This is a genomic window from Cytobacillus sp. FSL R5-0377 (genome assembly GCF_038004385.1).
Classification (GTDB): domain Bacteria; phylum Bacillota; class Bacilli; order Bacillales; family Cytobacillaceae; genus Cytobacillus.
On sequence record NZ_JBBORA010000001.1, the window covers coordinates 528,862 to 552,501 of the forward strand.

Consider the following 23,640-nt stretch of genomic DNA (forward strand, 5'->3'; position numbering starts at 1 on the left):
ATAAAAAAGCCTCCCTCAAAAGGGCATAAGGGCCCCTTTGTGACAGACTCCACCTTAAAAATGCTATTATTATTACCTATATTATGACATAGGATGACTTTTAGAAGAATGCATTTTTAAATTATTCATAAAATTTATTTTTAATCTATGAATTTAAAGCTCGTTTTTCAATAGCTTAATAATAAAAATACACCTGACCCGTTATAATCACATGTGTGGGTCAGGTCTTTTTTTCATCTTATCAATTCTGCTAGTAGATTCCCACCGCATCAAATCCAGCATTCGCAGCAGCAGCTTCCCCGCTGCCTTCCCCGTAGAGGTCGATGGCAGACTGAACAACCGCCTGGCGTGCATCACTAAAATCAGAATTGGAGGTTAAATAGACAGTTAAAGCACGGTAATAAATTTTCCCCAGCTTCTCCCTGCCTACTTCCTGCCCGATCAGGTAGGCGGCATGGTTAGTAATCGAAGAATTCACATGAACCCCGCCATTATCAACATTTAATGGCATATTGTAATATTCATCCATATGAGCTGGATAGACTCCGCTGCCATATGCGGCTCTTTCCGGATTACTCACTACAACACTATTAGGGTCACTTAAGCTGCGCAATCTCGTTACACCGTCAGCTTTAGCAGCAGGCGCCATAATGTCTTCTCCCATTTCCCAGTCTTCATCGTCAACAAGTACACCAAAAACATCTGCAAATGACTCGTTCAGTGCTCCAGATTGGTTCCGATATGCAAGGTTTGCAGTATGAGAGATTACCCCGTGGGTCATTTCGTGTGCAGCAACATCAAGGCCGGCTGATAAAGAAATAAAAAACTCGCCATCCCCATCTCCATATGCCATATATTGGCCGTTCCAGAAAGCATTATTGTAATCTGTGCCCATATGAACATAAGAATTGATAGCCATTCCTTCCCCATCCAGCGAATTACGGCCATGCTCATTCAAGAAATACTCATATACCCGCTCTGAATTATAATGTGCATCAACTGCAGCGCGGTCATAATCCCCTATAAATGCAGCTGAGTTCCCGACATACAGAGCATCATTATTTGAGTCCCAATCATTTTTAGAATCAAATGTAAAGATTCCATCAAGGTTATCATGGGAATAATCCGCTAGAGCAAATTTAGTTCCTGATTTCTCTGCTTTCACCCTGGTAATATGCAGCTCCCTATGGTCCCCATTAACCCCTTTGCCAAATCCTTTTTGTGTTTTATGTTCTTCAGCATGCATGATTCCATTGTATTGATCAATGACTTCACCCGTTTTTGCATCTACAAACACAAACCAGTTTCCAGGTTCATCTCCCATAAAGTTTACATTTACTTTATAAGCTGTATGATTCTCCCCTTCAAATGGATAGACAACGAGCTCTGTAACTGGCTCATATGTAAGTTCTTGTGGCGCATTGACAGCTGTTAAAGCAGTTTTTACTGCAGTATCACTTTTTAAAGACACAGACGTATTCACTGCTGCCTCGGCAATTGTCTGATTTACTCTGCCGTTGACGGATACTACTTCATTGTTCTCATTATAATGAACAATTACTTCAGATCCTTCTATAGGCACGCCATTTATTGCCTGATTAAACCGTACATGTGTCATGCCCAGCTCGTCTTTTTGTACCTCTTTTACTTTCAGGTTTTTTTCCGGACTCTTAATACCTGTGTGATCCTGATGTTTCTTTAAGTAATTTATTGCATTCGCGGGAGTGCTGGAAGAAAATTTCTCTGTAAATCGTTCCTTCACAAATAAAGGAACACTTGCTTTTTCATTCCATTCCTTGGAAGCTTGTACATACTGATACTTTGCTGGATCTGCCGGCTGGGCAAAGACATTAACCGGGATCGAACTTGCCAATAAGGCTGATGAAAGCAATACAGGCGCAAGCAGCTTTTTTTTCATTCTTTTGACCTCCTATAATTTAGATACTCTAAATTATAGATTACGAGGCAATATTTGGAATGAATAATACGAATTATTTATATATTATAAAAATTGTCGAATCGATAGTGAAATTTTACCAAATACTAGTTGTTAAGTAGGATCCTATTAAACATATTAGTTCACTGCTGCCAAATTAAATAATTCTACTCCCAGAGCAAGCAAAAGGGATTCTTTTTTATGCTCTTTTCGTATTAAATGTTATTTTTGATTATCAATTTTGTTCGTTTATTTCCGGCCCAGGATGCTAAGTGAATCGCGGGGCGTTAAGCATTCCCGACGCTGCGCGCCGATAAATCTGCTTCTGATGAATATTTAATTGTTATTATCGAGGATTTTAAAAAAGATTCCTGCCTTTTTAGTTACTAAAGTAACCTGGGGCAGGAACCTATTTATTTCTTATTTTGCCTAAACAAATCAACTGATTTATACCCTTGTGATAAAATATCGACCATTTGGGCTTCACGCTTCTCACGGGTTTTCTGCTGTTTAACAGAATAAATGTAGCGCGCCCAATCCTTTCGATAACCTGGTGTAAGCTCCTGATAAAACTTTAATTCATTGGGGTATTTAGCTAAAATCTTTTCAATATCATTCACATAATTTTCGTAATCAGCCACACATTGACTAGGGGCGGCTGACTTTTTTTCCTTTTTCTTTTCACGCTTCAATCCTACAACCGTAAATACATCATCCATGCTTACCATCCTTGAAAATTTCACATCGCTATTTTCTACATATCCATCTTCTCCCACTTTCATTGCCGGAAAAATAGCATCTCTATGTACGTATGTATCATATCGTTTATTTCCTTTTTTAGGATAAGCGAAAAATAAATATCCTTTTTCAAGCAAGTGATCCTCAGCGATCACTTTTCGGCTAAACTCTTTCATTTCCTCAAGGGATTCTACAAAGATGAAAATGGCATCATGATCACCTGATAAAGCAGTATTAAATCCAGTAAAAACAGAATAGTCACTAGGCTGGTTGAGCACAGCCAAATTTTTATATTTATTAAGCTTTAATTTATCAACAATCGACATCACAAACTGCTCCTTTGAATTTATTGCTCATATTCCTCTAAGTACTTTATTAATGCATCCAAATCTTTTGCACATGCTTTCTTGAAGGCTCCAGCCATCATCTTTCCAAATAGCTTTGAAAAGCCTGTCAGCCCCTTAATCTCGCCGAGCAGGGTAACTTCTGAAACATCATCTGATGAGGTGATTATATATGTAAAAATAAATTCTCCTTTTCCTGTTGTTCCTTTAGTTCCATCGCAGCGCAGGACAATTTTTCTCGGTTCGTCAAGTTCGACAACTTCAAAGTGTTCAGAAGCTTCTTTTCCAAACATTTTTCTTGTCTCTATCCACTTACTTCCCACTTTTAATGGCCCGCTGCCCTCCCGCTCTATTTTAATTAGACCATTCATCCATTCCTTTGCCGAATCAAGGTCGATTAAACCTTGGCAGGCCTTTTGTGCAGAAACCTGAGCAGATCTTTTCACTTCAAAATGGATACTCAAGTAAACGCCTCCTTTTTTCTAAAATATATCATAAATTAATTAACTGCTCACTCTAGAATAAAGTAATAGTACAAAAAGGGATTCTTCTTATCGTACATGTTGTCATTAGGATATCTATAATTTATACTTCAATTAAATTTATAAATGAGAAAAGAGGAGATTTAATTGAGTAAAGATCCACAATCAACATCGAACCTTTCACTGAAAGAGAAAGCAGTATCATTTCTGCAGCTCGCGGCATCCGGCCAGGTTCGTGAAGCCTACAAGCGTTTCGTAAGCCCAGTTTTGTCCCATCATAATCCCTATTTCCGCGGTGATGCAGAATCTCTTATGCTCGCAATGGAAGAGAATGCAAAGCAAAACCCTAACAAAAAACTTGATGTTAAACTCGCCATCCAGGAAAATGAAACCGTTGCCGTTCATTCTCATGTAAAGCAAAACCCTGAGGACCTTGGCGGAGCAGTTGTACATATCTTTCGGTTTCAAGACGGCAAGATTGTTGAACTTTGGGATGTAGGACAGCCTATACCGGAGGAATCTCCTAATGGGAATGGGATGTTTTAATACATATTAAATGGGAATAAAGATTGAATCTTATAAATTTATTATATAATCTAACCCTATTTTAGGATATTGACTATGATTTATCCCATTGAGCTAGACTTTTTCTAAGCTCTTTTTTAATGAGTTTTCCCTATCTGCTGGTATAAGATCAATTCCGACTGAAAAACCTATCCTTGCAAAGGAAGTACGTATCTGATTTATTTTCACAATAGGAGGGTTACAATGGAAAATGTATTCGATTATGAAGATATTCAGCTTATTCCAGCAAAAAGCATTGTCAATAGCCGGTCAGAATGTGATACAACAGTACTTCTGGGGGGACGTTTGTTTAAACTTCCTGTGGTGCCTGCCAATATGCAGACGATTGTAGATGAGAAAATTGCCGTATTCTTAGCAGAGAACGGATATTTCTATATCATGCATCGGTTTGAACCGGAGAAGCGAATTACTTTTATTAAAGATATGAAGGCCCGGGGTCTGTATTCTTCAATCAGTGTTGGAGTCAAAGAAGGCGAGTATGGATTTATAAAGCAAATTGCGGAGGAAAAGTTATCACCCGATTACATTACCATCGACATAGCCCATGGCCATTCTAATGCTGTCATCCAAATGATCCGGCATATTAAAAAACACCTTCCACAAAGCTTTGTGATTGCCGGCAATGTCGGAACGCCGGAGGCCGTCAGAGAATTAGAGAACGCTGGTGCTGATGCTACAAAAGTTGGCATTGGACCTGGTAAGGTATGCATTACAAAGATTAAGACCGGATTTGGAACTGGCGGCTGGCAGTTAGCAGCACTTCGCTGGTGTGCAAAGGCTGCAAGCAAGCCAATTATAGCTGATGGGGGCATTCGCACCCATGGTGATATTGCTAAGTCAATTCGATTCGGAGCAACCATGGTAATGATTGGTTCCTTATTTGCTGGACATGAGGAGTCACCTGGAGAGACGATTGAGAATGAAAAAGACGGAAAGCTCTATAAAGAATACTTTGGCTCAGCTTCTGAATTTCAAAAAGGGGAAAAGAGGAATGTTGAAGGCAAGAGAATTTTAGTAGAGCACAAAGGATCATTAGCAGATACACTGAAAGAAATGGAACAGGATCTCCAGTCGTCCATTTCTTATGCGGGCGGCAACAAGCTGGAAGCCATTCGCCATGTTGATTATGTGATTGTTAAAAATTCGATTTTTAATGGTGACAGGGTTTTTTAACCCCCTAATTTATAAAACCACAGAAGATGCCTTCCTTTTCCCATAAGGAAGGCATCTTCTGTGGTTTTAGCAGTTCCTTTTAAATTGACAAACACGCCACTTTAAAAACAGATATGTTATGTACACTTTGAGGTTAAGATCCTATAGACTGCTCTACTGCATTTTCCCAGCTCGGAAAATAATACAATGCATTTTTCATTAACTCTGGATTTGATTTTTTTACTTGCTTCTTTCGGGGCGGCAGCCCTTCTTTTTCCAACAGTTCAGAGATCCCGGTCAATACTTCTTCAACACTCATGCTTGTTTCCACATCATTCCTCCTTTTTGAATTCAACTATATAATTTCCATATGATGAAAAATTATTCAGCATTCCTTTAAAAATATTTCTAAGTATTTGCTAGTATTCTATATTAAATTAGGATAAGGTTTCGGATTAAAAGATTAGTTTCATCCCTTCATGACTCGCCATAAACCCCAGCTTATTATAAAAACGATGTGCATCTCCCCGCTCCTTGTCAGTCGTCAATTGAACAAGACCACACTCCTCAGACTTCGCTATGGCAATCGCTTCTTTAAACAAGGCTTCCCCCACACCTTTACCACGGCAGCGTTTATCGATGCGCACCCCTTCAATTTGTGCCCGTTTCATCCCTTGCCGGGCTATCCCAGGAATAATTGTTAACTGAAGGCAGCCAATCACTTCCTGACCGTCTATCGCCAAAATAATCTGATTGCCTGACTGTGCTTCCATTGCCCTAAATGCGTCATAATAACAATCCGGCAAAGGCTCATTATACTCCTCACGTTTTGCTCCTAATTCATCATCAGCAAGCAATCGTACTACAGCTTCCAAATCTTCTTCAATTGCTTTCCGAAAACGCATTGAAAATCACTCCTTAGATAAAGAAATTAATATACATCACTGATTACTTTCTATAAATATTTCATTTCCCCTGTAATTTCTTTTCACCAAACTTCTGTATTTCCACCTAAAGATCAATAAAATTGATAACAGGCTGTTTCATCAAGATCACTGCCCGTCAGCACATTAAAAGCCTTATCACTGGCTAACAATACCAGGTAATAAGGCTTTACTTCCTTTAATCCTTTTTATTATAAAAATGTTCCATAGAGATAGGTTATATGCATTTAAAGATAGGCCGCTGCAGCTTTTCCCAGCCTGCGAATCCCCTCAGTTATTTCCTTCTCATCCGCATAACTGAAGGAAAGGCGCAGAAATTCCGTTCCGGCTGCCTGATCAATGAAAAAGTACTTGCCAGGAATAAAAGACACCCCTTCTGCCAGAGCATCTGTCAGCAGGTCCGATGTATCGGCACCGGGAATTTTCATCCATACGAAGTATCCCCCTTCGGGCACATACCAGGAAGCTGTTTCAGGGAAATGCTGTTTGAGTGCGGAGATCATAACATTGCATTTTGACCGGTATGTGTCTCTCAAGGTTACTAATTTATTATTAAAATCAGTATCTGCTAAATAAACAGCCATCGCCGCTTGAGCAAACGGATGGTTCAAATCTTTTTTAAACCAGTCACAGGCTTGGATAATTTCACTGACACCCGTTATCCATCCGATACGCATGCCCGGTGCCACTACCTTGGATAACGAACCGATATGCAGAACTTGATTGCTTGGATCCATTGCTTTTAGTGTGGGGAGATTTTTATTAAATGATAATTCTCCATATGCATCATCTTCAACTATAAGGAAATTAAATTTATTGGCAAGCTCCAATATATGCCGCCGGCGTTCTTCATTCATCGTCGTGCCTGTTGGATTTTGATAGGTGGGAATTGTATAAAGAAACTTCGGGATAGCAAGCCCTTTTTGTTTTCTTTCTTCTAAAATCTCCTCCAATATATCTGTTTGAAGTCCGTGTTTATCAACCGGAACACTAATAATATGTTTAGTGTAATTTTGTAAAATTTCTAAAGCCTCCATATATGTTGGAGATTCAATTGCCACAACTGATTCCTCATCAATAAGAACGCGGGAAATCAAATCAATTGCCTGACAGGCCCCCGAAGTAATCAAAAGTTCTTCTTCCGAAACAGATATGCCCCGACTTATCAATCTCTGTAAAATCTGTTCCTTCAGCTTTAAAATCTTGGGGCTTCCAATATAATGGAGCGGCAAATCATGTTCTTCCTCTAATAAACTGTTAACAGCTGCTTTCATCTCTTCATGAGGGATCAGAGCAGGAGCCGGATAGCCGCAATGAAGGCGTATACACTCATCCGGAATCTCAGGAATCCACTCCCCGGGAGGAGTATTCTGAAGTGCTGATTTGATGTTGTCAGGAAAAAAAGAAGCGGCTTTCACTTCTACCCACACCTTTCTAGTCGCTTTTACTATCGATTATATACCTCTTGGCTGAGATGCTCCATCTATTCAAACTGCTTTTAATAAAGCAAGTGTTCTTCAAAATGCCGTTTTACTTTGCCCCACTCTTCCCTTATGACACTATAAAGAACCGTATGACGGATTATTCCTTCTTTTCTTATCATATGATTTCGAAGAATGCCTTCCTTAACAGCACCGATTCTTTCGATCGCTTTTTGTGAACGGAGGTTTTCATGCCCGGTTTTAATTTGTACACGATTAAGGGCAAGTTCTTCAAAACAATATGTTAATAATAAATATTTACAGTTAGTATTAATATTTGAGCTCCAATAAGCAGGATTCACCCATGTGGACCCGATTTCAAGCCGTTTATGCTGGGATGATATATCTAGAAACCAGGTAGCACCGATAATTTCTCCTAATTTTTTATCAACAATTGCAAACGCAAAATCAGTTCCTCTCTCCCGTTTTTGGATTGCATCTTCAACATACTGAATAACCCGGCTTTTGTCAGTTAAATCAACCGACATATGCTCCCATATTCTTTTATCCTGGGCAGCTTTATAAAGTCCCTCTACATGCTCGAGATTCATTGGAATTAACTGCACTAAACTGTTTTCTAATTTTTTCATATTATCACTCTCCCTGCATCTATTAAAATCGATTTCTGGTATGATAAAAATAACCAAATATGAATTTTAATATAATACCAGGGACTGATTTAATGGAGCTCCAAATTCTTCTCTCGAATCATAAAGCAAAATATAAGCAAATTTATGAACAAATCCGAAGGGCGACTTTAGAAAGAAAGCTGGCTGCTCATGCCAAGCTTCCTTCAAAACGGCAACTGGCCGAGCAGTTAAATGTCAGCATCGTGACTGTTCAAACGGCTTATGAACAGCTCCAGAGTGAAGGGTACTGTTATACAGTGGAACGAAGTGGATATTTTGTTTCGGAAATTAAGGATGAATGGCACTATAATGAGCATGGATCAGTAGAATTGGAAAAAGAAATACAGGGTGAGTCTTCAATTAATTTTAAAAACGGGCAAGTTGATGCTGCTGCCTTCCCCTATAAACACTGGAACAGACTTTATCGAAAAGAACTTAATAAATCCAATGCCAGCAATGCCCCGTGGCAGGGGGACTATTCTTTGCGAGTGCAGATTGCACAATACCTGCAGCAAGCCAGAGGATTGACCTGCAAACCGGAACAGGTATATCTATTCAGCGGATTTCAACAGCAGTTATTGAATGTCTGTTTGTTTTTCAAGAGAAAAACCGCAGGAATAGAAGATCCGGGTTTTACTAGGGCAAGATCCGTTTTTGAGCAATTGCAGCAGGAATATTATCCCATTCCTGTGGACGATGAAGGATGCTGTGTACCTGATAATCCGGTAAAACTATTATATACAACACCAGCCCACCAGTACCCTACTGGTACAATTATGTCTATTGCCAGAAGGACTGAGCTGTTAAATTGGGCACTGAAACAGGATGCTTACATTCTTGAGGATGACTATGATTCTGAGTTCCGCTATAAAGGGACACCGATTCCGTCATTGGCCCATCTGGATTCCGGCGGGCGCGTTCTTTACTTTGGCACCTTTTCAAAAACTTTGCTCCCGGCACTTCGGATCAGCTATCTGATTATGCCGGCACCACTGCAGCAGAGATATGAAGAATTTAATGCTTATCAAAAGTCTAATGTTTCAAGAATCGACCAGCGGGCTGCTGCAAAATTTATGGAAGAAGGACTTTATACATCTCATATAGCAAAAATGAGAACGTTATATCGGGCCAAGCGGAACTGTTTAATCGAAAGCCTTTCAAGGCATTTGGGAGATCATTTTGACATAATTGGCGATACAGCAGGTTTGCACATTATCGTAATATTACCTGATGGATTGAATGAATCTAAAGCAATCGAACTGGCAAAGTCGGCGGGAGTTGAAATTGATGCGGTTTCGCCTATGTACCAGCATCACAAGCCTGCCAACCATGTGATGCTTGGTTATGGGGCACCTTCAATGGACGAAATTGAGAAGGGAGTCCAATTAATGGCTAATGCGTGGAAAAGTTATTTGACTAATTAATATCTATCATCTAAAAGGGCGCTTATCTTACGGGATATCGCTCTTTTGCCGGATCTGTAATCGTGCAGAGCTTTTCCTTAACCGCTGCCATAAAATCAAACATATTCATCCCCTCGATTTGCTGGAAATTAAAAAAATCATCGTTATAGTACATATGAATATGCTTGCCCGTTATTCCCCTCTTTTCTTTAATGGAAGTTATATCGATATATGCAAATTCTTCAACTAATTCCTTTGTTGATTCAGATGCAGATAATCCATAAAATAGCAGCCTTTTATTTGTTGCCGCCAGCAATCCGGGCAGCGGGGCTAAACAGTAATGCGATACTAATGAACAGGTTAAGCATTCAATAATGTTTTCTTCTTCATGCAGCACAGTTCCAAACGAATTTATAATGCTACTCATGGGATCCCCTCCTCATATCTCTTCTGTCAAACTGCAGTCTTCACTGCGAGTATCAGTCCGGTAGACCAATCCAATTCGGTAATGTCGAGATCTGGCCTGTCCTGCAGAGTTTTGAGAAGTTTAGTAGCTTTGATTCTAAATTCTTCAGGCAATTTCTGCTGCGGAAACACATCATGAATTACATAAAAACCGCCAACATTCAAATGGTCCAGGGTTTTGTCCAGGAGCTCGAATTTTCCGGGCCACGTATCTGCAAAAATAAAATCGAATCGCTCAGATAGATTTCGAATAAAAGCTGCTCCGTCTTCACAGCAAAATGTGATTCTGGCGTCCTTTCCGAGGTATTTTTTCGCAATGGATTGCACGTTCAAATCTATATCAACGGTCGTAAGCTTACTGCTTTCATCCATCCCATCCATTATCCATGAAGCAGAAGCTCCCGTACCTGTCCCCAGCTCCAAAAAGCTTCCACCCGGTTTGGAGGCAGCCAGCCCCTTTAGTAAAAATCCTGTTTTTCTATCACATGATTGCCCGAAGCCCATCACAGCAGATTCCTGTAATATACTCGAATATGCTTCCGGTACCTGTATAACGCTGTTTTCCATTTGTCATTCCTCCGCTTTCTTCGTACTATATTAAACACTTAGCACGGGAGCATAAAAGAGCACCAAAAAAGGCCCCTTTATAAGAGGCCTTAACTTATCAAATCGACCTCTTATCTCCCAGAGCGTCAACTCTGTTGGAATTAGCACCTTCCTGACATAATCAGGGGTTGCTGAGGCTTCGCAGGGCCAGTCCCTCCACCTCTCTGGATAAGAATTTGTATGTATATTAATTTATTTTCAATCAAGTATTGCATATTTTTAGCAAGATGGCAAGACTTTGGTGGTTTATTGCCATGTAAGAAACGCATGATTCTGCCTTCCTGTATATTTATTTCAATTCTAAGGAAATTTAAGGATATACATATTGCCTGAGGAGGAAATTGTGGTGTTTCGATTTAAAAGGAGTCCTTCAAAAAAAAGAGTAAAAAAACAGATTAAGCCCGAGTTGACATCACAGGACATCCTCTTATCAAAAAAGCTGGAAGACAATATACAATTTTTCTCCTCACTTTATGGAGAGAGTTCAGATGTGATTTTCCGTTATTTTGCCTTAAATAAAATTGACGCAGCCATAATTTATATAGATGGATTAAGTGATACCCAAAAGCTTGACGAGCTGGTCCTTGGAACCTTACTGCATCAAAACATGAATATCGAAAACGACTTCCTTCATACTGTGAAAAACCGATTGCCGATTTCAAGTATTAAAAGAATGGCAACAACCGCTGACTGTATCGACTCAATAAGCATCGGGAACCCAATAGTGCTTTTTGATGGGTATGATGAAGCTCTTTCACTGGGATTAGCCAAATTTGAAAAGCGTTCGATAGAAGAACCGCAGGCTGAGACCTCCATTCGGGGTTCGAGGGAAGGCTTTACTGAATCACTCGGTGTCAATACATCTTTACTGCGCCGGATCATTAAAGACCCGGGACTGAAAATGAAGACTCTGCATGTAGGCAAATATACGAAGACGAAGGTAGTTATCTCATATATTGAAGAAATAGCGGATAAAACTCTGATACAGGAAATAGAAAGCCGTCTTAATCGCATTACTGTTGACGGAGTACTGGAAAGCGGCTATATCGAACAATTCATTGAAGATAGCCCGTATTCTCCTTTTCCCCAGTTATTGTACACGGAACGTCCGGATGTGGTATGTGCAAATTTACTTGAAGGAAGAGCAGTATTAATGATTGAAGGGACACCTTTTGCTTTAATTGCTCCCGTGAGTTTCTTCAGTTTGTTTCAATCACAGGAGGACTATTATGAAAGGTTTTGGATTGGTACCTTCATCCGGTCTCTTCGGTTTCTTTTCTTAGCTGTATCCCTATTCCTTCCTGCCATATATGTTGCCATAACAACATTTCACCAGGAAATGATTCCCATGGACCTGATGCTTAGCATTGCGTCCTCCAGAGAAAGTGTCCCCTTCCCTGCCATTGTGGAAGTCCTTCTAATGGAAGTTGCTTTTGAAGGACTGAGAGAGGCAGGGATACGCCTTCCAAAACAAGTAGGTTCAGCTGTTAGTATTGTGGGTGCCCTTGTAATTGGTCAGGCAGCTGTTCAAGCGGGGATTGTTTCTGCACCTATGATTATAGTAGTGAGTATTACGGGTATTGCCTCTTTCATGATCCCCCGTTATTCAATGGGACTTGCCATTCGATTACTGAGGTTTCCCATCATACTCCTTGGCGGCGCTTTAGGATTAATAGGTGTAATGCTTGCACTAATCCTGCTCGTCATCCATTTATCAGAGCTAAGATCATTCGGTTTACCATACCTGACTCCTGTATCAACACTGCAAAAAAATGCGGTAAAGGACACACTCTTTCGTTCGCCTTTATGGAAAATGAATCAGCGAGCTCATTCCACAGGAAAATACAACAAAACTAAACAAGGGTCCAGCTTAAAACCAGGTCCTGAAAATAGCGGCAGTTAAATAAGTTAAAATGGCGGTGAGATGGACATGCTGGAAAAGGGAAAAATATCGGCCCTGCAAATGGAATTTTTAATTGTCCCGGCTATCATTGCCACAGGTGTTCTTTCGATTCCATCCATATCGGGAAGGTTAGCCGGGCATGACATGTGGATGACGCCTATAGCAGGTTCTATAATCGGTTTTATCACGGTATTCATTGCATGGAAGCTTCATCAATTATTTCCAAGGATGACCCCTATCGAATACAGTGAGCAAATACTTGGAAAAGCACTTGGTAAACTCTTTAATTTCTTTCTTGTTTCCTTTTATTTGCATACTACAGGCATTGTCATCAGACAGTATTCAGATTTCATTACCGGCAACGTGATGCTGCAGACGCCTTCCGTCATTTTTTCCATTACTATCGTTTTTGTCAGTGCTTTGGCAGTTCGTGGCGGGATTGAAGTAATGGCCAGATCTGCAGTAATTTGCACAACTTTATTCATGGTTACTTCTTTATCACTGCTCTTATTGCTTAAGGAAATTGATCTTAGCTATATGAGGCCAGTTTTAGAGAATGGATTGCTCCCTGTTATGAAGGGAAGTTTGGTGCATAGCTCATGGTTCAGTGAGTTGTTTCTTCTTGCCTTTATCTTTCCTTTTATCAATGATTCAAAAAAGGGACTAAGGTCGGGGATGAAATCAGCTTTGTATATTGTGCTGCTTCTCTTATATGTTAATTTTTTTGTTCTTACTCTCTTAGGGGTTTCATCTGTTAACCAATTTTATCCTGTCTATTCAATCGTCCGTGCCATCAGTGTATTTGGATTTTTCGAGAACTTTGAAGTCATCATTACAGCTTCGTGGGTACTAGGAAACTTTGTGAAGGTCTCTGTTTTTTTATATGCTATCAGCTTGGGTCTTGCGCAGTTATTAAAGCTTTCAGATTATCGGCCAATTGTATTTCCATTGGCTCTGCTTCTGATTTTCTTAAGCTATTGGGATATTCCTAATATCATGTCAGTGGTCGAATTTTCTACAAGAACTCAGCCTTTTTATTTTGTCATCGTTCAAACTGTACTCCCGCTATTGCTGCTGCTTATTGCCATGGCACGAAGGAAATGGAGGGAGAGCCATTGAAGGGAAGCCTGCTGATCACCATTTGTTTCTGCATTGCAATCCTCTCCGGCTGCTCAGATCGAGTGGAAATGAATGAACTGGCCATCATTACGGCAGCTGCAATTGACAGACTGGAAGATGGGAAAACAAGAGTTTCTGTACAGTTGTTCATCCCCCGTGCCATTACAAGCGGAGAAACGGGAGAAGATCCCAGTTCTGGTTCAACTTTTGTTCGGGAAGGAGTAGGAGATAATCTGGCTAATGCTATATCACTGCTGCAAATAAATGTGCCGAGAAGGCTGTTTTGGGGACAATGTAAAATATTTATCTTTGGAAAAGGGCTTGCTCAAAAAGGAATACGGAAAGATATAGATTATTTAGCCCGGCATCCAAGCCCAAGGGGCAATTCTTTATTATTTGTAAGTGAAGCCGAAGCAAAGGAAATGCTGACATTGATTCCTCCTTTAGAGAGGTACTCTGGAGATGCCTTAAAGAAATTATCTCAGGATGAAGATGGAACACAAACTACGCTAAGGGACGTAGATATAGGCTTGATGGATGAATCCGAAAGTGTGTCCATGCCTTATATAAAAAAGTTAGAGCAGACAGAAAGCGCCAGAAAGCCAAATGAAACGATACCTGTAATTACTGGTGCCGCTATATTCAAAAACGATAAAATGGCAGGAACCCTTGATTTAAAAGAAAGCCGAGGCTTGCTATGGTTAAAAGACGAGATTAAAAGAAGCTCCATATCTGTTAAACCTGAAGGGGCAAACGGAAAACTTACCATGACTCCGACACTGGGCAGCACTAAATTCAGCCCCGAAATTAAAGATGGACGCTGGATTATGAATCTAAACATTCGGCTTGAGGGAGATATTGTTCAAAATGAAACTCATTTCAACCTCATGAATGAAGCAGTGATAAAGAAAATTAGGAAAGATTTTGAAGCAGCCTTAAAAGAAAGAGTTGCTCAAACAATTGAAAAGCTCCAGCAGGAATACAGGGCAGATGTCATTGGGTTTGGGAGGAGATTCCATCAAAAATACCCGAAAGAATGGAAAAAGGTAAAAGAGAATTGGGATGAAAAGTTCCCGGAGGTAGAGGTAAAAATCAAGGTCAAAGCCAAAGTAAGAAGGCCTGGATATATCGGCCCTCCTGCTGCACTTCCGCGAGATGAGGTGAAGGAATAATGCAATGGGATTGGACAACTATTGTTATCGTGCAGGTTTTGATATGGTTAATTGTCATTTTCGAGTGGAAGCAGCTCAAAAAGTCCTCGAAGACTGACAAAATCACTTTTGCTGCAATTCTGTCTATCTCCACCCTGTTGTCTTTTTTTAACCTGGAAGACCTGCCTGGACCGATCTCTCTTCTGCATTACATTTTTGGTCCCTTAGGGAAAATGATGGAGTAAAGAACATTCAAATTCTGCTAGAAATCATGTCAAAAAAGGAAAATTAACTAACTAATAACTATATCACTCCTTCATTAGTTGGACGAAGTGAGACTTGGACAATCATAAAAATCGCTCATGAGTTAAAACTCAGAGCGATTTTTCTAGTTTATAGGATTAAATATCTTAATCAATTTTTACCGGAACGTTACTTATTGAACAGCTTCCTCCCCCTGATAAATCCGGAATGCTGGAACAATCGTATCCGAAACAATCTCTTTTCCTTTTTCGCGGATGAAATCCAATTTATAGTACGAATCAAACCTCTGACTGATCTCTGTCTTCACCAATTCAGGAGGAGTAACGACAATGAATTGGAACTTCAGCTTATCGGCTACAGCGAAAATCGGATCAAGCACATGGGCAGAAGCTGCTTGTCCGAACGGGTTATCACAGACCAGCGGAACCCAGCTTTGATCCGTTTCACTTTTAACCGAAAGTAGCATCATCATCATGACCATGCGGGCGGAAAGCTTTTGGCCTCCGCTGCCATCTGATTTAGTCTTTGAACCCTGGTTGATCGTCTGCCAGGTAGAATAATGCTCACGCTGCGGTTTCCCGTACATGAAGGCATTGTCAGTACGCATATTATATACCAGCAGCTCCGGATAACGATTCCTTAGCGAGATAAATAAAATCTGCTCATCACTGATGAGCTGTTTGATTTCCTGATCCAGCAGCTGATTATTGTCATCAATCATCTCGAAGCGCTTTGTAATTTTGTTTATCGCGGAAACAAAATGCTGTTTCAGTAAAGGTTCAACATCTTCCGCTTTTTTAGGCAGAATGTCTTCTTTGAGCTGGACAAGAGGGAATGAACCCCGTTCATTCTTTAGCTTCATTTTTGCAATCATTGAACGAATAGCCTCTGAAATGCTCATTACTTTCATACTTGCCCGGCTTGCCCAGAAGTTTTGCGCCTTTTCCGCCCGTTCTTTGTCGCGCTCCAGCTGCTCCAGGCCGCTCTGTGAAAAGCGCTTCATGTTCAGGACGACACTTTGAATATGCGCATAATGCCTTGTATCCATATGATCAAGCGTGGTTAAGACTTCATTTTTAAAGCGGATTTCCCAATCCTTTCCTTCAATAGCAAGCTTTAAATTCCTTAGTGATTGTTCAATCTTTGCATGCTTTTCCTGCCCTTCATCCTGAATAGCCTGATGTTTTTCACTCCAGGATAAGATGCTTTGTTTTCCCTGAGTCTTTAATTTCTCTATATCCTCATCTGTAAATGCGGCCGCTTCCTCTTTAAGAATGACGGACAAATGCAATTGATTGTTTTCAAACTCAGTTATGTTTTGTTCTGTCTCTTTTTTACGCTCTTCCGTTTGCTTTAACTCTGCATTTGTCTGTTTGGTCTGGTCAGTGATTTCAACCGTCTTGACTTCCAGATCAAGGTCTTCCCATTCTTCAGGCTGCTGATCATGCTTGGCCACTTTTTTAGCGGATTTTTTTCGCTGGTCTCTTCCATGCTTTAAGGAAGTTTCCGCAATGGTTACGGCCTTTTCCTGTTCACGTTCTTCTTTTTCTGCTGCCTTTGTTTCCTTTGCAGCTGTCTGAACCATTTTTTCTAAAATACTTATTGGTTCATCCGGTACAGGCGCATCCTTCCACTCTTCATTAAGAGCATGAAGTTTTTTCTCCAGCTTCAATTGCTGCTTTTGTTCTGATACCCTTGTCGCCTGAATCGCGAGCAGTTCACTCGCTTGTTCTTCTTTGGATTTTTGAAGCTGTTTAAGCTCTTCCATACTGCCATTGATTTCTTCTAAAATATAAGGTGATAATCGCGGAACCTCATCGGAAGCTTCAGCTTTTTCAGCGGCTGGGAAAGAAGCACCTTCAATAAAGAAGCTGATCTTCTTAATATCCTGCTCGGCTGACAGCTTCCATTCCAGATAGGTCTGGCTCCACTTTTCCTGAAGGTCTGCAATGGACTGAAGCTCGTTCCCCAGCTCATTCTGCAGCTTCTCAAATGCTTCCTTCTGCTTCTCTTTTTCCTGCTTTACCCGTTTATTTTCCTGTTGCACCGACTTTTCACGGTTAAATTCCGCTAAGGATTCTGCCTCTTTAGAAAGCTTATCAATCTTTTTCTTCGTCTTGTCCAGCTGTTCTCTAAGTCCCAGCTGCAGTTCTTTTTCTTTTTCCTCCTGCACAATGATAGCCTGCAGCTCTGTTTTTCTCGAAAGCAGGGCTTCCTTTTCCTGAAGCTGTGCTTTTTCGAGATCAACAGCAAGGTCGCTTGCAAGGAACCGGTCTATTTCTTTCATAATACGGCGCAGAGCTGTTTCTGTTTTTTCCAGCTCTGCAAGAGTTTCTTTCTTTTCTTCAATTTGTTTCGCAATCTGAATTGTCCAGTTTGTGAATTGATTTTTATCCGCCAGCAGCTCCTTCTCTGTCCCAGTGATCATCACAAAGGCATTCTGCTGATTTTCGCCAGCCATATCTTCACGCATAAAAATCGGGACCGGACTTTTAAACATCCTACCGCTAAGAACCTGCTTATTGATTTTTTCCCATTGAGTCCTGCTGACCACCAAGCCATATGGCAGGAGCGGATGAGCAAGCATGTGGCTTTCCATTTCATCCGGCTTTAAGGTTTGGAGAAATTGGGATCCGTAAAATACGTCAATACCGGTCTTTTCATCAATCCATTCCTTCAGTTCCTTCACATCATTATTTGCAATCCAGAAATGCTCATCATTCAAGGCATAATCCAGCTGCGTTTCCCAGAGTGCTTTCTTTAATTCTTCCGCTTGCCCGCGATTTTGCACGAGAAGCTCTTCCACTTCCAAGGAGTATTTTGATAAAAGGGCATTTGTGAATGGAGCTGTAACACCTTGCAGAACGCCCTGCAGCCGATTGTACAGCTTTGTTTCTTTCTGCTGCTGGTCTTCCTTTTTCCTTTTCAACTCTTCACATTTTTCTTCAGAAAACTGGATGGATTGCGCGAGTGTGCCATGGGAAGAAGCAAGCTGATTCTGCTTTCCATTTGATCTATGCTCTTTTGCCTGAATATCATCGAGTGCCGCTTCTTTGGTTTCTTTCTGTTTATGCAGATTTTCTATTAAACCCGTTAAATCATAGGTAATGCGGTCACCGAATTCCTTGATGAGCTGTTCTTCTTTTGATTCAAATTCATGGATTTGGGTATAAAGAAAATCAATTTCCGTACGAAGCTTGGCAATCTCCTGGGTCTTTTGTTTATCCTGCTTAGACAGGTCGTTTGCTTTTTTCTTTAAATATTTCTGATAACCTGTATAATGCTGAACGGCTTCCCCAATGGCAGCGGAGGCTTTTTCCCACTGCTGTGCCGCTTCTTTTTTGATCTCATCCATTCTTTCATTCACTTGCTCCAGGCCGCTGTTTTGCTCAAGCTTTGCAATCTGCTGGGAAAGCGCACTGATGCTTTGATCCCCTTCATGCCATTCTTTCAATAACAGCTGAAAAGCCAGCTCCTCTTTTCTCTCCTGCTTTTCCTTAACAACTTCCTTCAGAACTAAATGCTTCTTCTGCTCTTCCGCTAAGTTCTTCTCCCAAGTCAGCACTTCCCGGTGTGCTTTAGCATATTCAAGATTATCTTTCTGAAAACGCAGATCCACTTGCCGGCCTGTTAATTTTTCAATTTCCTTATCAAGCTCTATGAGTGTTTCTTCTTCTGTTTTCTTCAAGTGCTCTAACGCGCCAAGCAGCTGTCTTCCAGCTTTAATGCTGTCCTCCACAATTTCCCTATGCCCGACACCCTTTTCAAGACTCTCTTCAAATGGAAGGATATCTTCCAGAAACTCTTTATGTGCCTGCTCTCTCTTCAGCAAAACAGGGAGGTCTTTCGCAATGCTTGCCTGGCTTTTAAAAATCTCAACCAGATCGTTCTTCTGATGCTCCGTCCGATGCAGAACCTGACTGACTGTAGGAATAATACGCTTTTGGAAAAGGGAATGATCATCTTCAGCCCCTTCAAAGAATTTTCCAACCCCGCCTTCATCCTTATTAATATCCTTCATAATATCCCAGTCTTTTCGGTTAATCCCATATGTATCAAGAATACGGTAGTGTTTCTTAGTGTCCCGGTAAACATCGTACCCATTCCATTTTAAATAATCCTTCAGTCCTTCTGTTTCAGCAAGCTCTCCATCTTCATAGAGCGGAATATGATCAAGTGATGCTTCTTCTTTTCTTTCAAACTCTCTTGTATAAAAGGTAATATCAGGGACGATTTTCGCTTCCTGTTCAAGCGGTTTGCTTTCTCCGCTTTCTTCATTCATGGAAATCCGCTGTTCTGCTGAAAACATACCGCCCGTCACCAAATGCCTGCGGTCTGAACCGTCGAGCTCCCATTGAACCAGAACATGAAAGGTATAAGGCAGGAACTGCTCTTTATTATTAAAAAAGAATTGCTGATAATATCGGTTATTCTGCTTTCCCCAAGCGGTACCCGGCTTAAGGATCTGAAATATAGTCTGCAGGAAAACACCTTTCCCGCCGCCATTCATCATCGATATGAGGCCATTTGTGGAAGTTTCCCCATTATGAAAGTTAAATATGGTGTCCTTATACTGCTTTTGCATGCCATCATATTTCAGGCCGGCAATTCTAATTCGATGTATTTTCGGCATGCTGATCCTCCTCGGTTTTCATTAATTCCTTGAACATTTCATAACGGTCATAGTCATGATACAGATATTCAATCCGCTCAAATAACTCCTGCTTTGGAATGGCCTTCGGTATATCCTCCCGATCCAGGATGACAATGAGCCCTTCTGTTTCCAACAGACGCATGGCACTTGTAATCAAACCGATCCTCGTTCTGCGATTGGCTTTCTTAACTCCGTAATCATCTGTGTCGACCTCCATGTATTTCCATGTGGTCACAACGTCTTTCATATCAATTTTTTCGTCTTCTCCGAAATCCGGTTTTACTTTAAGCAGGCTATCCCAATTCACAATGACATCATTGACTTGCCGCTCCAATGTATAGAAGCTGATTCCTTCGCGCTTGGTGCGGATCTTAGCCGCCTGATTGCGGTCGATGGCTGCAAGGAATGCCATAATAACAACACTCATCAGGTGAAAATGTTTTTTTGTTTCAACCTGCTTATGCCTGTCCTTCATATGTGTAAAATTCGTTGCAAAAACAGAGCCGGTCGGCTGGACAACGAGCTGAATCCGTTTAGGTGATTCAATGATAAAGGTCCCTGATTCGTCTGCCATTAAAAGCACCGTCTGTCTTACATCAGGATCGAAATACGCCTGAAAGTGCTCGCTGCTTTCATCAATGACCTTGTCTTTTAATAGCGTAAAATAAACTGCTGATGCAGTCTTAATACTTTCTGCACTCATTACTTCTCCTCCTGAACACAAATTTTAAACGGAGTGATTTTCATTTGATACCAAAGGAAAGGCTCTGCCCGATGATCAAACTCGGTATAAAGTTTCAATCCTTCAAACACCTGGAATTGCGGATACTCCTGCATCAGTTTATACAGAAGAATTTCCCGCTCATCGCTCAGAGACTCTTCCCTCCGGTGCAGCACCTGTACCTTCAGCGGCTTTTTATCAAACATCATCCATAAATCAATCGTTTCCGATTCCTCAAACCAGAAATCCTGTACCTCTAGCGGCAATGTCGTTAAGTCAGCCAGCGAAAACTCTCCATATGACTGCAAATATTGAAATACATAGCTCCAGGCCTTGATAACAGAATCCCAGTTGGTAACGCGCTGCCGTGTAATACTTTCCTCTTCCGTTTCTTCCTCTATCGCCTCTGTCTGCTGTTTTTCATCAAATTCCTGTTCGCCCCAAATCCAATCCAAAGGTAAGATAAATTCATTCTTTGGTGAAAATAAAGGACCCAGTACCTGCTCAACACGATTAAAGGAAGATCCCCCCTCCTTCATGAACCAATTTTCATAAATATGCTCACGAAACGAAACGAGGCTCGTTTCCCAAAACAGTGAGGGGTTTTCCGCTTTTAATTTTATTTCATAGGAGATATTCTGAATCACAAGCTTGGCGAAACGGTCATGCAATTGCCTTGTATGGCCGATCTTTTCCTGGAGTAAGATCAACTCTTTTTGTATGAGATCATTTTCCTCATTTCTTCGTTTCGTTTTTTCGATCATGCTGCTGATGGTGCGGAAGTGATTCTTCTCTTCTTCGAACTGCTTTTCAATTTCCGCACGGTTATCAGCCCTTTGCATTTCTTCTTCCATCAATAAGATTTTGGGATTATTAATCATTTCTTTTTGAAAGGAGAATTCTCTTGACATTAAGCGGTTGACCCGTGAAATGAGGTGATCGAGGTTTCGGGTAGCTTTGCGGAAATTGCCGTTTTTAATCAGCTGCATACTGTAAAGCTGTTCAATGGTGATCGAGAATTCTTCTGCCATTTCCCTGCTCATGAAAATCATTTCCTGTGAGATATCAGTAAGCTTATAAACGATTGATCCGCCCATTTCCAGGTTTGTATATAATTCATCCATTGTCACATAGCGGAATACCTGTGTCTCCCATGACTGCCTGATTTCATCGTAATAAAGGGCTTCAAACGGCCTGCTGTATTCTTCTTTTCCCTGATACAGAAGCCCGCTTGTAATTCGTTCAATCTGCTTCTCATCAGCCAAAAGCTTCATTTGTTTAATCGAATCTTCGACCATATATTTGATATCCGATTTTCGCCGATGATCATCATCATTCAATTCGCGGTAAAAAATGGTGAGGAGCACCTGCATCAGAATTGTCTGGATATGAGGCTTCAGTTCTCCGACTTCCATTCCTCTCCCAAGCTCAAACAGCGGATTCAAACGCTGCATCCGCTGGGCGAATCCTTCCCATGATTCGTTCACATCCATCTCCTCCATGTTTCAATTGTCAGGACTTCCTGAGGAATCCGTTTATTTTCATGCCACAATTGCATTAAGAGTTCTTTTTCTTCTTCCGTAAACCACTTGAAGAAGGCATCACGGTATTTAAAATATTGAGACTGTCCTGATCTCTGTTCATTTCTTTGATCAAGACATTCCAGCATTTTACGATAAATCTTTAATGCAGGCTGAATGCAGCTATCAGGATATTTTTCTATCAGCCTGGTCATGATCCCGTACCCTGCCGCATCAAGATCTCCTGCATAGTAGAATAGATACGATTTAACAGGGAAAATTTTAAAGAAAAACGAAAAGCTGCGTTCTATTTTAGTTCCTTCTCCATATATGATAAGTTCAGGCTCATAATCAAGCAGATCCCTTTCCAATAATTGAATTGAAGTATGAAAGAATGATAGATTCTCGACAATCAGCACTCTCTGAATATCTTTGATCTCTTTTCCCTGCTTCATCCAAAAAACAAAAGGTTCCCCGTATTTAACCACCTTGAGCTGCTCTTCAGATATGCCAATTCTTGCTAAAAAGCCCTTTCCATCAGGAAAACTGATCCCATCCAGCAGAAATTTTTCGTGGCCGAACAGCTCCAGGCTTCTCTCTTCAAGTGAAACTGTTTCCCGTTCACCGCTCGTTTGGAGAAAACCATATAAACAATGAATACGGCCCCATTCCTCTTTCGTCTGCCACTCCGGGTGCCTTTCATAAAATGAGAAATCGAACAGATCACTCAGCTTCATCATCTCGAGCCGGTCCCATTTGTCAGCTTGAGATTTCACATTAACCCAGTAATATAAAGACAACGCCGGTGTTTTCCCGTTGTATTGATTATTATGTATAGGAGTCAGCTGCCCTTCATCCTGCAATGATAGAATGGCTTCATAAAAAAGGGAATAACCATCCAGTTCATAATAGTCATCCAGTAATTTTCGCAGCTGAAATTCTAAATCGTTTATATTTAACTTCTTCTTTTGCTTCGGGTGCTGAATATCATCAATAAAACTTCTCACCCTTGTTTCAATGATGTTGATTTTGTTCACCTTCTTACACATCTTTGTGTCTTAGAGACTGAAATTATCTCATGCAGACATCATTTTTATTATAAACTAGTTGTGGAATGGATGTAATGGATTTAAGCGAGAAGAAAATGGGAGGGAGTTTAGCAAAAATTACTCCCGCATATATAGGGCAGTAGGGAAACGCGGAAATGCAGTAACACTGATCAGTTTTAACGCACTTCAATTGAATGCGGAATTTTGACAGCAGTTTGGCCTGCTTGGCAGTGGATAAGGTGTTTCTATCATTAGCTTGTATGTCGATTATTACTGGTTTTATTGGATATGAGGTATCTTCACGAGCTTTGACGCCGTTTATTACTGCTTCCATTGGATAAGAAGTATCAACTACAAGCTTTGACGCTGCTTATGTCTGGTTTTATTGGATAAACGGTACCTAACCAGTCCTTTGATGCCGTTTATTACTGATTTTATGGGTAAGAGGTATCATTCTCGAGCTTTGACGCGGCATTTTTTGGGTTTTATCGGAT

General features: G+C 40.7%; 20 protein-coding genes and 1 riboswitch. Of the genes, 7 read left to right on the plus strand and 13 right to left on the minus strand.

Annotation, left to right across the window (positions count from 1 at the left end; genetic code table 11):
* Positions 1 to 250 precede the first annotated feature (250 nt).
* The 3 genes from NSQ49_RS02645 to NSQ49_RS02655 all read right to left on the minus strand — a co-directional run bounded on the left by NSQ49_RS02645 (position 251) and on the right by NSQ49_RS02655 (position 3,482).
* Entirely contained in the window at positions 251 to 1,918 is a 1,668-nt protein-coding gene (locus tag NSQ49_RS02645; protein ID WP_251282881.1) for a M4 family metallopeptidase, read from the minus strand.
* Between the two features lie 431 nt (positions 1,919 to 2,349).
* Positions 2,350 to 3,000 (minus strand): YdeI/OmpD-associated family protein, encoded by a 651-nt coding sequence (locus tag NSQ49_RS02650; RefSeq protein ID WP_251282880.1) that lies wholly within the window; start codon positions 2,998 to 3,000, stop codon positions 2,350 to 2,352.
* A gap of 20 nt (positions 3,001 to 3,020) precedes the next feature.
* Positions 3,021 to 3,482 (minus strand): SRPBCC family protein, encoded by a 462-nt coding sequence (locus NSQ49_RS02655; protein ID WP_159867174.1) that lies wholly within the window; start codon positions 3,480 to 3,482, stop codon positions 3,021 to 3,023.
* A 165-nt stretch (positions 3,483 to 3,647) separates the two neighbouring features.
* Here NSQ49_RS02655 and NSQ49_RS02660 point away from each other — a divergent pair, with 165 nt between their 5' ends.
* The gene (locus tag NSQ49_RS02660) at positions 3,648 to 4,046 is read left to right on the plus strand and encodes a nuclear transport factor 2 family protein (RefSeq protein WP_159867171.1); all 399 of its coding nucleotides are present in this window, start codon (positions 3,648 to 3,650) and stop codon (positions 4,044 to 4,046) included.
* A gap of 222 nt (positions 4,047 to 4,268) precedes the next feature.
* Complete coding sequence (guaC, locus tag NSQ49_RS02665; RefSeq protein WP_251282879.1) at positions 4,269 to 5,258, plus strand: GMP reductase; 990 nt, start codon at positions 4,269 to 4,271, stop codon at positions 5,256 to 5,258.
* Between the two features lie 133 nt (positions 5,259 to 5,391).
* Here the strand turns inward: guaC and NSQ49_RS02670 are convergent, their stop codons facing one another.
* The 4 genes from NSQ49_RS02670 to NSQ49_RS02685 all read right to left on the minus strand — a co-directional run bounded on the left by NSQ49_RS02670 (position 5,392) and on the right by NSQ49_RS02685 (position 8,252).
* Positions 5,392 to 5,568, minus strand: a complete 177-nt coding sequence (locus NSQ49_RS02670; RefSeq protein WP_251282878.1) for a hypothetical protein — start codon at positions 5,566 to 5,568, stop codon at positions 5,392 to 5,394.
* A gap of 124 nt (positions 5,569 to 5,692) precedes the next feature.
* Positions 5,693 to 6,142 (minus strand): GNAT family N-acetyltransferase, encoded by a 450-nt coding sequence (locus NSQ49_RS02675; RefSeq protein ID WP_159867145.1) that lies wholly within the window; start codon positions 6,140 to 6,142, stop codon positions 5,693 to 5,695.
* 266 nt (positions 6,143 to 6,408) lie between these two features.
* Positions 6,409 to 7,599 carry an aminotransferase-like domain-containing protein gene (locus NSQ49_RS02680; RefSeq protein WP_251282877.1) on the minus strand — a complete coding sequence of 397 codons (1,191 nt, stop codon included), beginning with the start codon at positions 7,597 to 7,599 and terminating at the stop codon, positions 6,409 to 6,411.
* Positions 7,600 to 7,679: 80 nt separating this feature from the next.
* Complete coding sequence (locus tag NSQ49_RS02685) at positions 7,680 to 8,252, minus strand: GNAT family N-acetyltransferase (RefSeq protein WP_251282876.1); 573 nt, start codon at positions 8,250 to 8,252, stop codon at positions 7,680 to 7,682.
* A gap of 92 nt (positions 8,253 to 8,344) precedes the next feature.
* Here NSQ49_RS02685 and pdxR point away from each other — a divergent pair, with 92 nt between their 5' ends.
* Positions 8,345 to 9,715 (plus strand): MocR-like pyridoxine biosynthesis transcription factor PdxR, encoded by a 1,371-nt coding sequence (gene pdxR, locus NSQ49_RS02690; protein WP_251282875.1) that lies wholly within the window; start codon positions 8,345 to 8,347, stop codon positions 9,713 to 9,715.
* A 22-nt stretch (positions 9,716 to 9,737) separates the two neighbouring features.
* Here pdxR and NSQ49_RS02695 read toward each other — a convergent pair whose 3' ends face one another.
* Together NSQ49_RS02695 and NSQ49_RS02700 are read right to left on the minus strand one after the other, a co-directional pair.
* Positions 9,738 to 10,121 carry a PH domain-containing protein gene (locus NSQ49_RS02695; RefSeq protein ID WP_251282874.1) on the minus strand — a complete coding sequence of 128 codons (384 nt, stop codon included), beginning with the start codon at positions 10,119 to 10,121 and terminating at the stop codon, positions 9,738 to 9,740.
* A 26-nt stretch (positions 10,122 to 10,147) separates the two neighbouring features.
* Positions 10,148 to 10,726, minus strand: a complete 579-nt coding sequence (locus NSQ49_RS02700; RefSeq protein WP_251282873.1) for an O-methyltransferase — start codon at positions 10,724 to 10,726, stop codon at positions 10,148 to 10,150.
* Positions 10,727 to 10,833: 107 nt separating this feature from the next.
* Positions 10,834 to 10,940, minus strand: a riboswitch (SAM riboswitch).
* A 171-nt stretch (positions 10,941 to 11,111) separates the two neighbouring features.
* On the opposite strand from NSQ49_RS02700, the gene NSQ49_RS02705 reads away from it, so the two are divergent.
* Genes NSQ49_RS02705 through NSQ49_RS02720 form a run of 4 tightly spaced genes read left to right on the plus strand, consistent with a single transcriptional unit; the run spans position 11,112 to position 15,183 of the window.
* Positions 11,112 to 12,668 carry a spore germination protein gene (locus NSQ49_RS02705; RefSeq protein WP_251282872.1) on the plus strand — a complete coding sequence of 519 codons (1,557 nt, stop codon included), beginning with the start codon at positions 11,112 to 11,114 and terminating at the stop codon, positions 12,666 to 12,668.
* Between the two features lie 27 nt (positions 12,669 to 12,695).
* A complete protein-coding gene (locus tag NSQ49_RS02710; protein WP_285868412.1) occupies positions 12,696 to 13,787 on the plus strand; it encodes a GerAB/ArcD/ProY family transporter in 1,092 nt (363 codons plus the stop codon).
* Positions 13,784 to 14,959 (plus strand): Ger(x)C family spore germination protein, encoded by a 1,176-nt coding sequence (locus tag NSQ49_RS02715; RefSeq protein ID WP_251282870.1) that lies wholly within the window; start codon positions 13,784 to 13,786, stop codon positions 14,957 to 14,959. Before NSQ49_RS02710 ends, NSQ49_RS02715 begins: the two co-directional genes overlap by 4 nt.
* Positions 14,959 to 15,183 carry a hypothetical protein gene (locus tag NSQ49_RS02720; protein WP_251282869.1) on the plus strand — a complete coding sequence of 75 codons (225 nt, stop codon included), beginning with the start codon at positions 14,959 to 14,961 and terminating at the stop codon, positions 15,181 to 15,183. Before NSQ49_RS02715 ends, NSQ49_RS02720 begins: the two co-directional genes overlap by 1 nt.
* A 191-nt stretch (positions 15,184 to 15,374) precedes the next feature.
* On the opposite strand, the gene NSQ49_RS02725 is transcribed toward NSQ49_RS02720, so the two are convergent.
* Genes NSQ49_RS02725 through NSQ49_RS02740 form a run of 4 tightly spaced genes read right to left on the minus strand, consistent with a single transcriptional unit; the run spans position 15,375 to position 23,134 of the window.
* On the minus strand, positions 15,375 to 19,835 hold the full coding sequence (locus NSQ49_RS02725; RefSeq protein ID WP_251282868.1) for a hypothetical protein: 4,461 nt from the start codon (positions 19,833 to 19,835) through the stop codon (positions 15,375 to 15,377).
* Positions 19,813 to 20,559 carry a DUF6063 family protein gene (locus tag NSQ49_RS02730; RefSeq protein ID WP_159867124.1) on the minus strand — a complete coding sequence of 249 codons (747 nt, stop codon included), beginning with the start codon at positions 20,557 to 20,559 and terminating at the stop codon, positions 19,813 to 19,815. The genes NSQ49_RS02725 and NSQ49_RS02730 overlap by 23 nt, the downstream gene beginning before the upstream one ends.
* The gene (locus tag NSQ49_RS02735) at positions 20,559 to 22,070 is read right to left on the minus strand and encodes a hypothetical protein (RefSeq protein WP_236566252.1); all 1,512 of its coding nucleotides are present in this window, start codon (positions 22,068 to 22,070) and stop codon (positions 20,559 to 20,561) included. Before NSQ49_RS02735 ends, NSQ49_RS02730 begins: the two co-directional genes overlap by 1 nt.
* Positions 22,061 to 23,134 (minus strand): Wadjet anti-phage system protein JetD domain-containing protein, encoded by a 1,074-nt coding sequence (locus tag NSQ49_RS02740; RefSeq protein WP_251282867.1) that lies wholly within the window; start codon positions 23,132 to 23,134, stop codon positions 22,061 to 22,063. Before NSQ49_RS02740 ends, NSQ49_RS02735 begins: the two co-directional genes overlap by 10 nt.
* Positions 23,135 to 23,640 lie beyond the last annotated feature (506 nt).

What these genes read in the sequence shown, in the direction of transcription:
- NSQ49_RS02710 (WP_285868412.1), top strand. Translation starts at nt 12,696, where the DNA reads ATGCTGGAAAAGGGAAAAATATCGGCCCTGCAAATGGAATTTTTAATT.
- NSQ49_RS02725 (WP_251282868.1), bottom strand. Translation starts at nt 19,835, where the DNA reads ATGCCGAAAATACATCGAATTAGAATTGCCGGCCTGAAATATGATGGC.
- NSQ49_RS02650 (WP_251282880.1), bottom strand. Translation starts at nt 3,000, where the DNA reads ATGTCGATTGTTGATAAATTAAAGCTTAATAAATATAAAAATTTGGCT.
- NSQ49_RS02645 (WP_251282881.1), bottom strand. Translation starts at nt 1,918, where the DNA reads ATGAAAAAAAAGCTGCTTGCGCCTGTATTGCTTTCATCAGCCTTATTG.
- NSQ49_RS02695 (WP_251282874.1), bottom strand. Translation starts at nt 10,121, where the DNA reads ATGAGTAGCATTATAAATTCGTTTGGAACTGTGCTGCATGAAGAAGAA.
- NSQ49_RS02720 (WP_251282869.1), top strand. Translation starts at nt 14,959, where the DNA reads ATGCAATGGGATTGGACAACTATTGTTATCGTGCAGGTTTTGATATGG.
- NSQ49_RS02685 (WP_251282876.1), bottom strand. Translation starts at nt 8,252, where the DNA reads ATGAAAAAATTAGAAAACAGTTTAGTGCAGTTAATTCCAATGAATCTC.
- NSQ49_RS02730 (WP_159867124.1), bottom strand. Translation starts at nt 20,559, where the DNA reads ATGAGTGCAGAAAGTATTAAGACTGCATCAGCAGTTTATTTTACGCTA.
- NSQ49_RS02700 (WP_251282873.1), bottom strand. Translation starts at nt 10,726, where the DNA reads ATGGAAAACAGCGTTATACAGGTACCGGAAGCATATTCGAGTATATTA.
- NSQ49_RS02735 (WP_236566252.1), bottom strand. Translation starts at nt 22,070, where the DNA reads ATGGATGTGAACGAATCATGGGAAGGATTCGCCCAGCGGATGCAGCGT.
- guaC (WP_251282879.1), top strand. Translation starts at nt 4,269, where the DNA reads ATGGAAAATGTATTCGATTATGAAGATATTCAGCTTATTCCAGCAAAA.
- NSQ49_RS02675 (WP_159867145.1), bottom strand. Translation starts at nt 6,142, where the DNA reads ATGCGTTTTCGGAAAGCAATTGAAGAAGATTTGGAAGCTGTAGTACGA.
- pdxR (WP_251282875.1), top strand. Translation starts at nt 8,345, where the DNA reads ATGGAGCTCCAAATTCTTCTCTCGAATCATAAAGCAAAATATAAGCAA.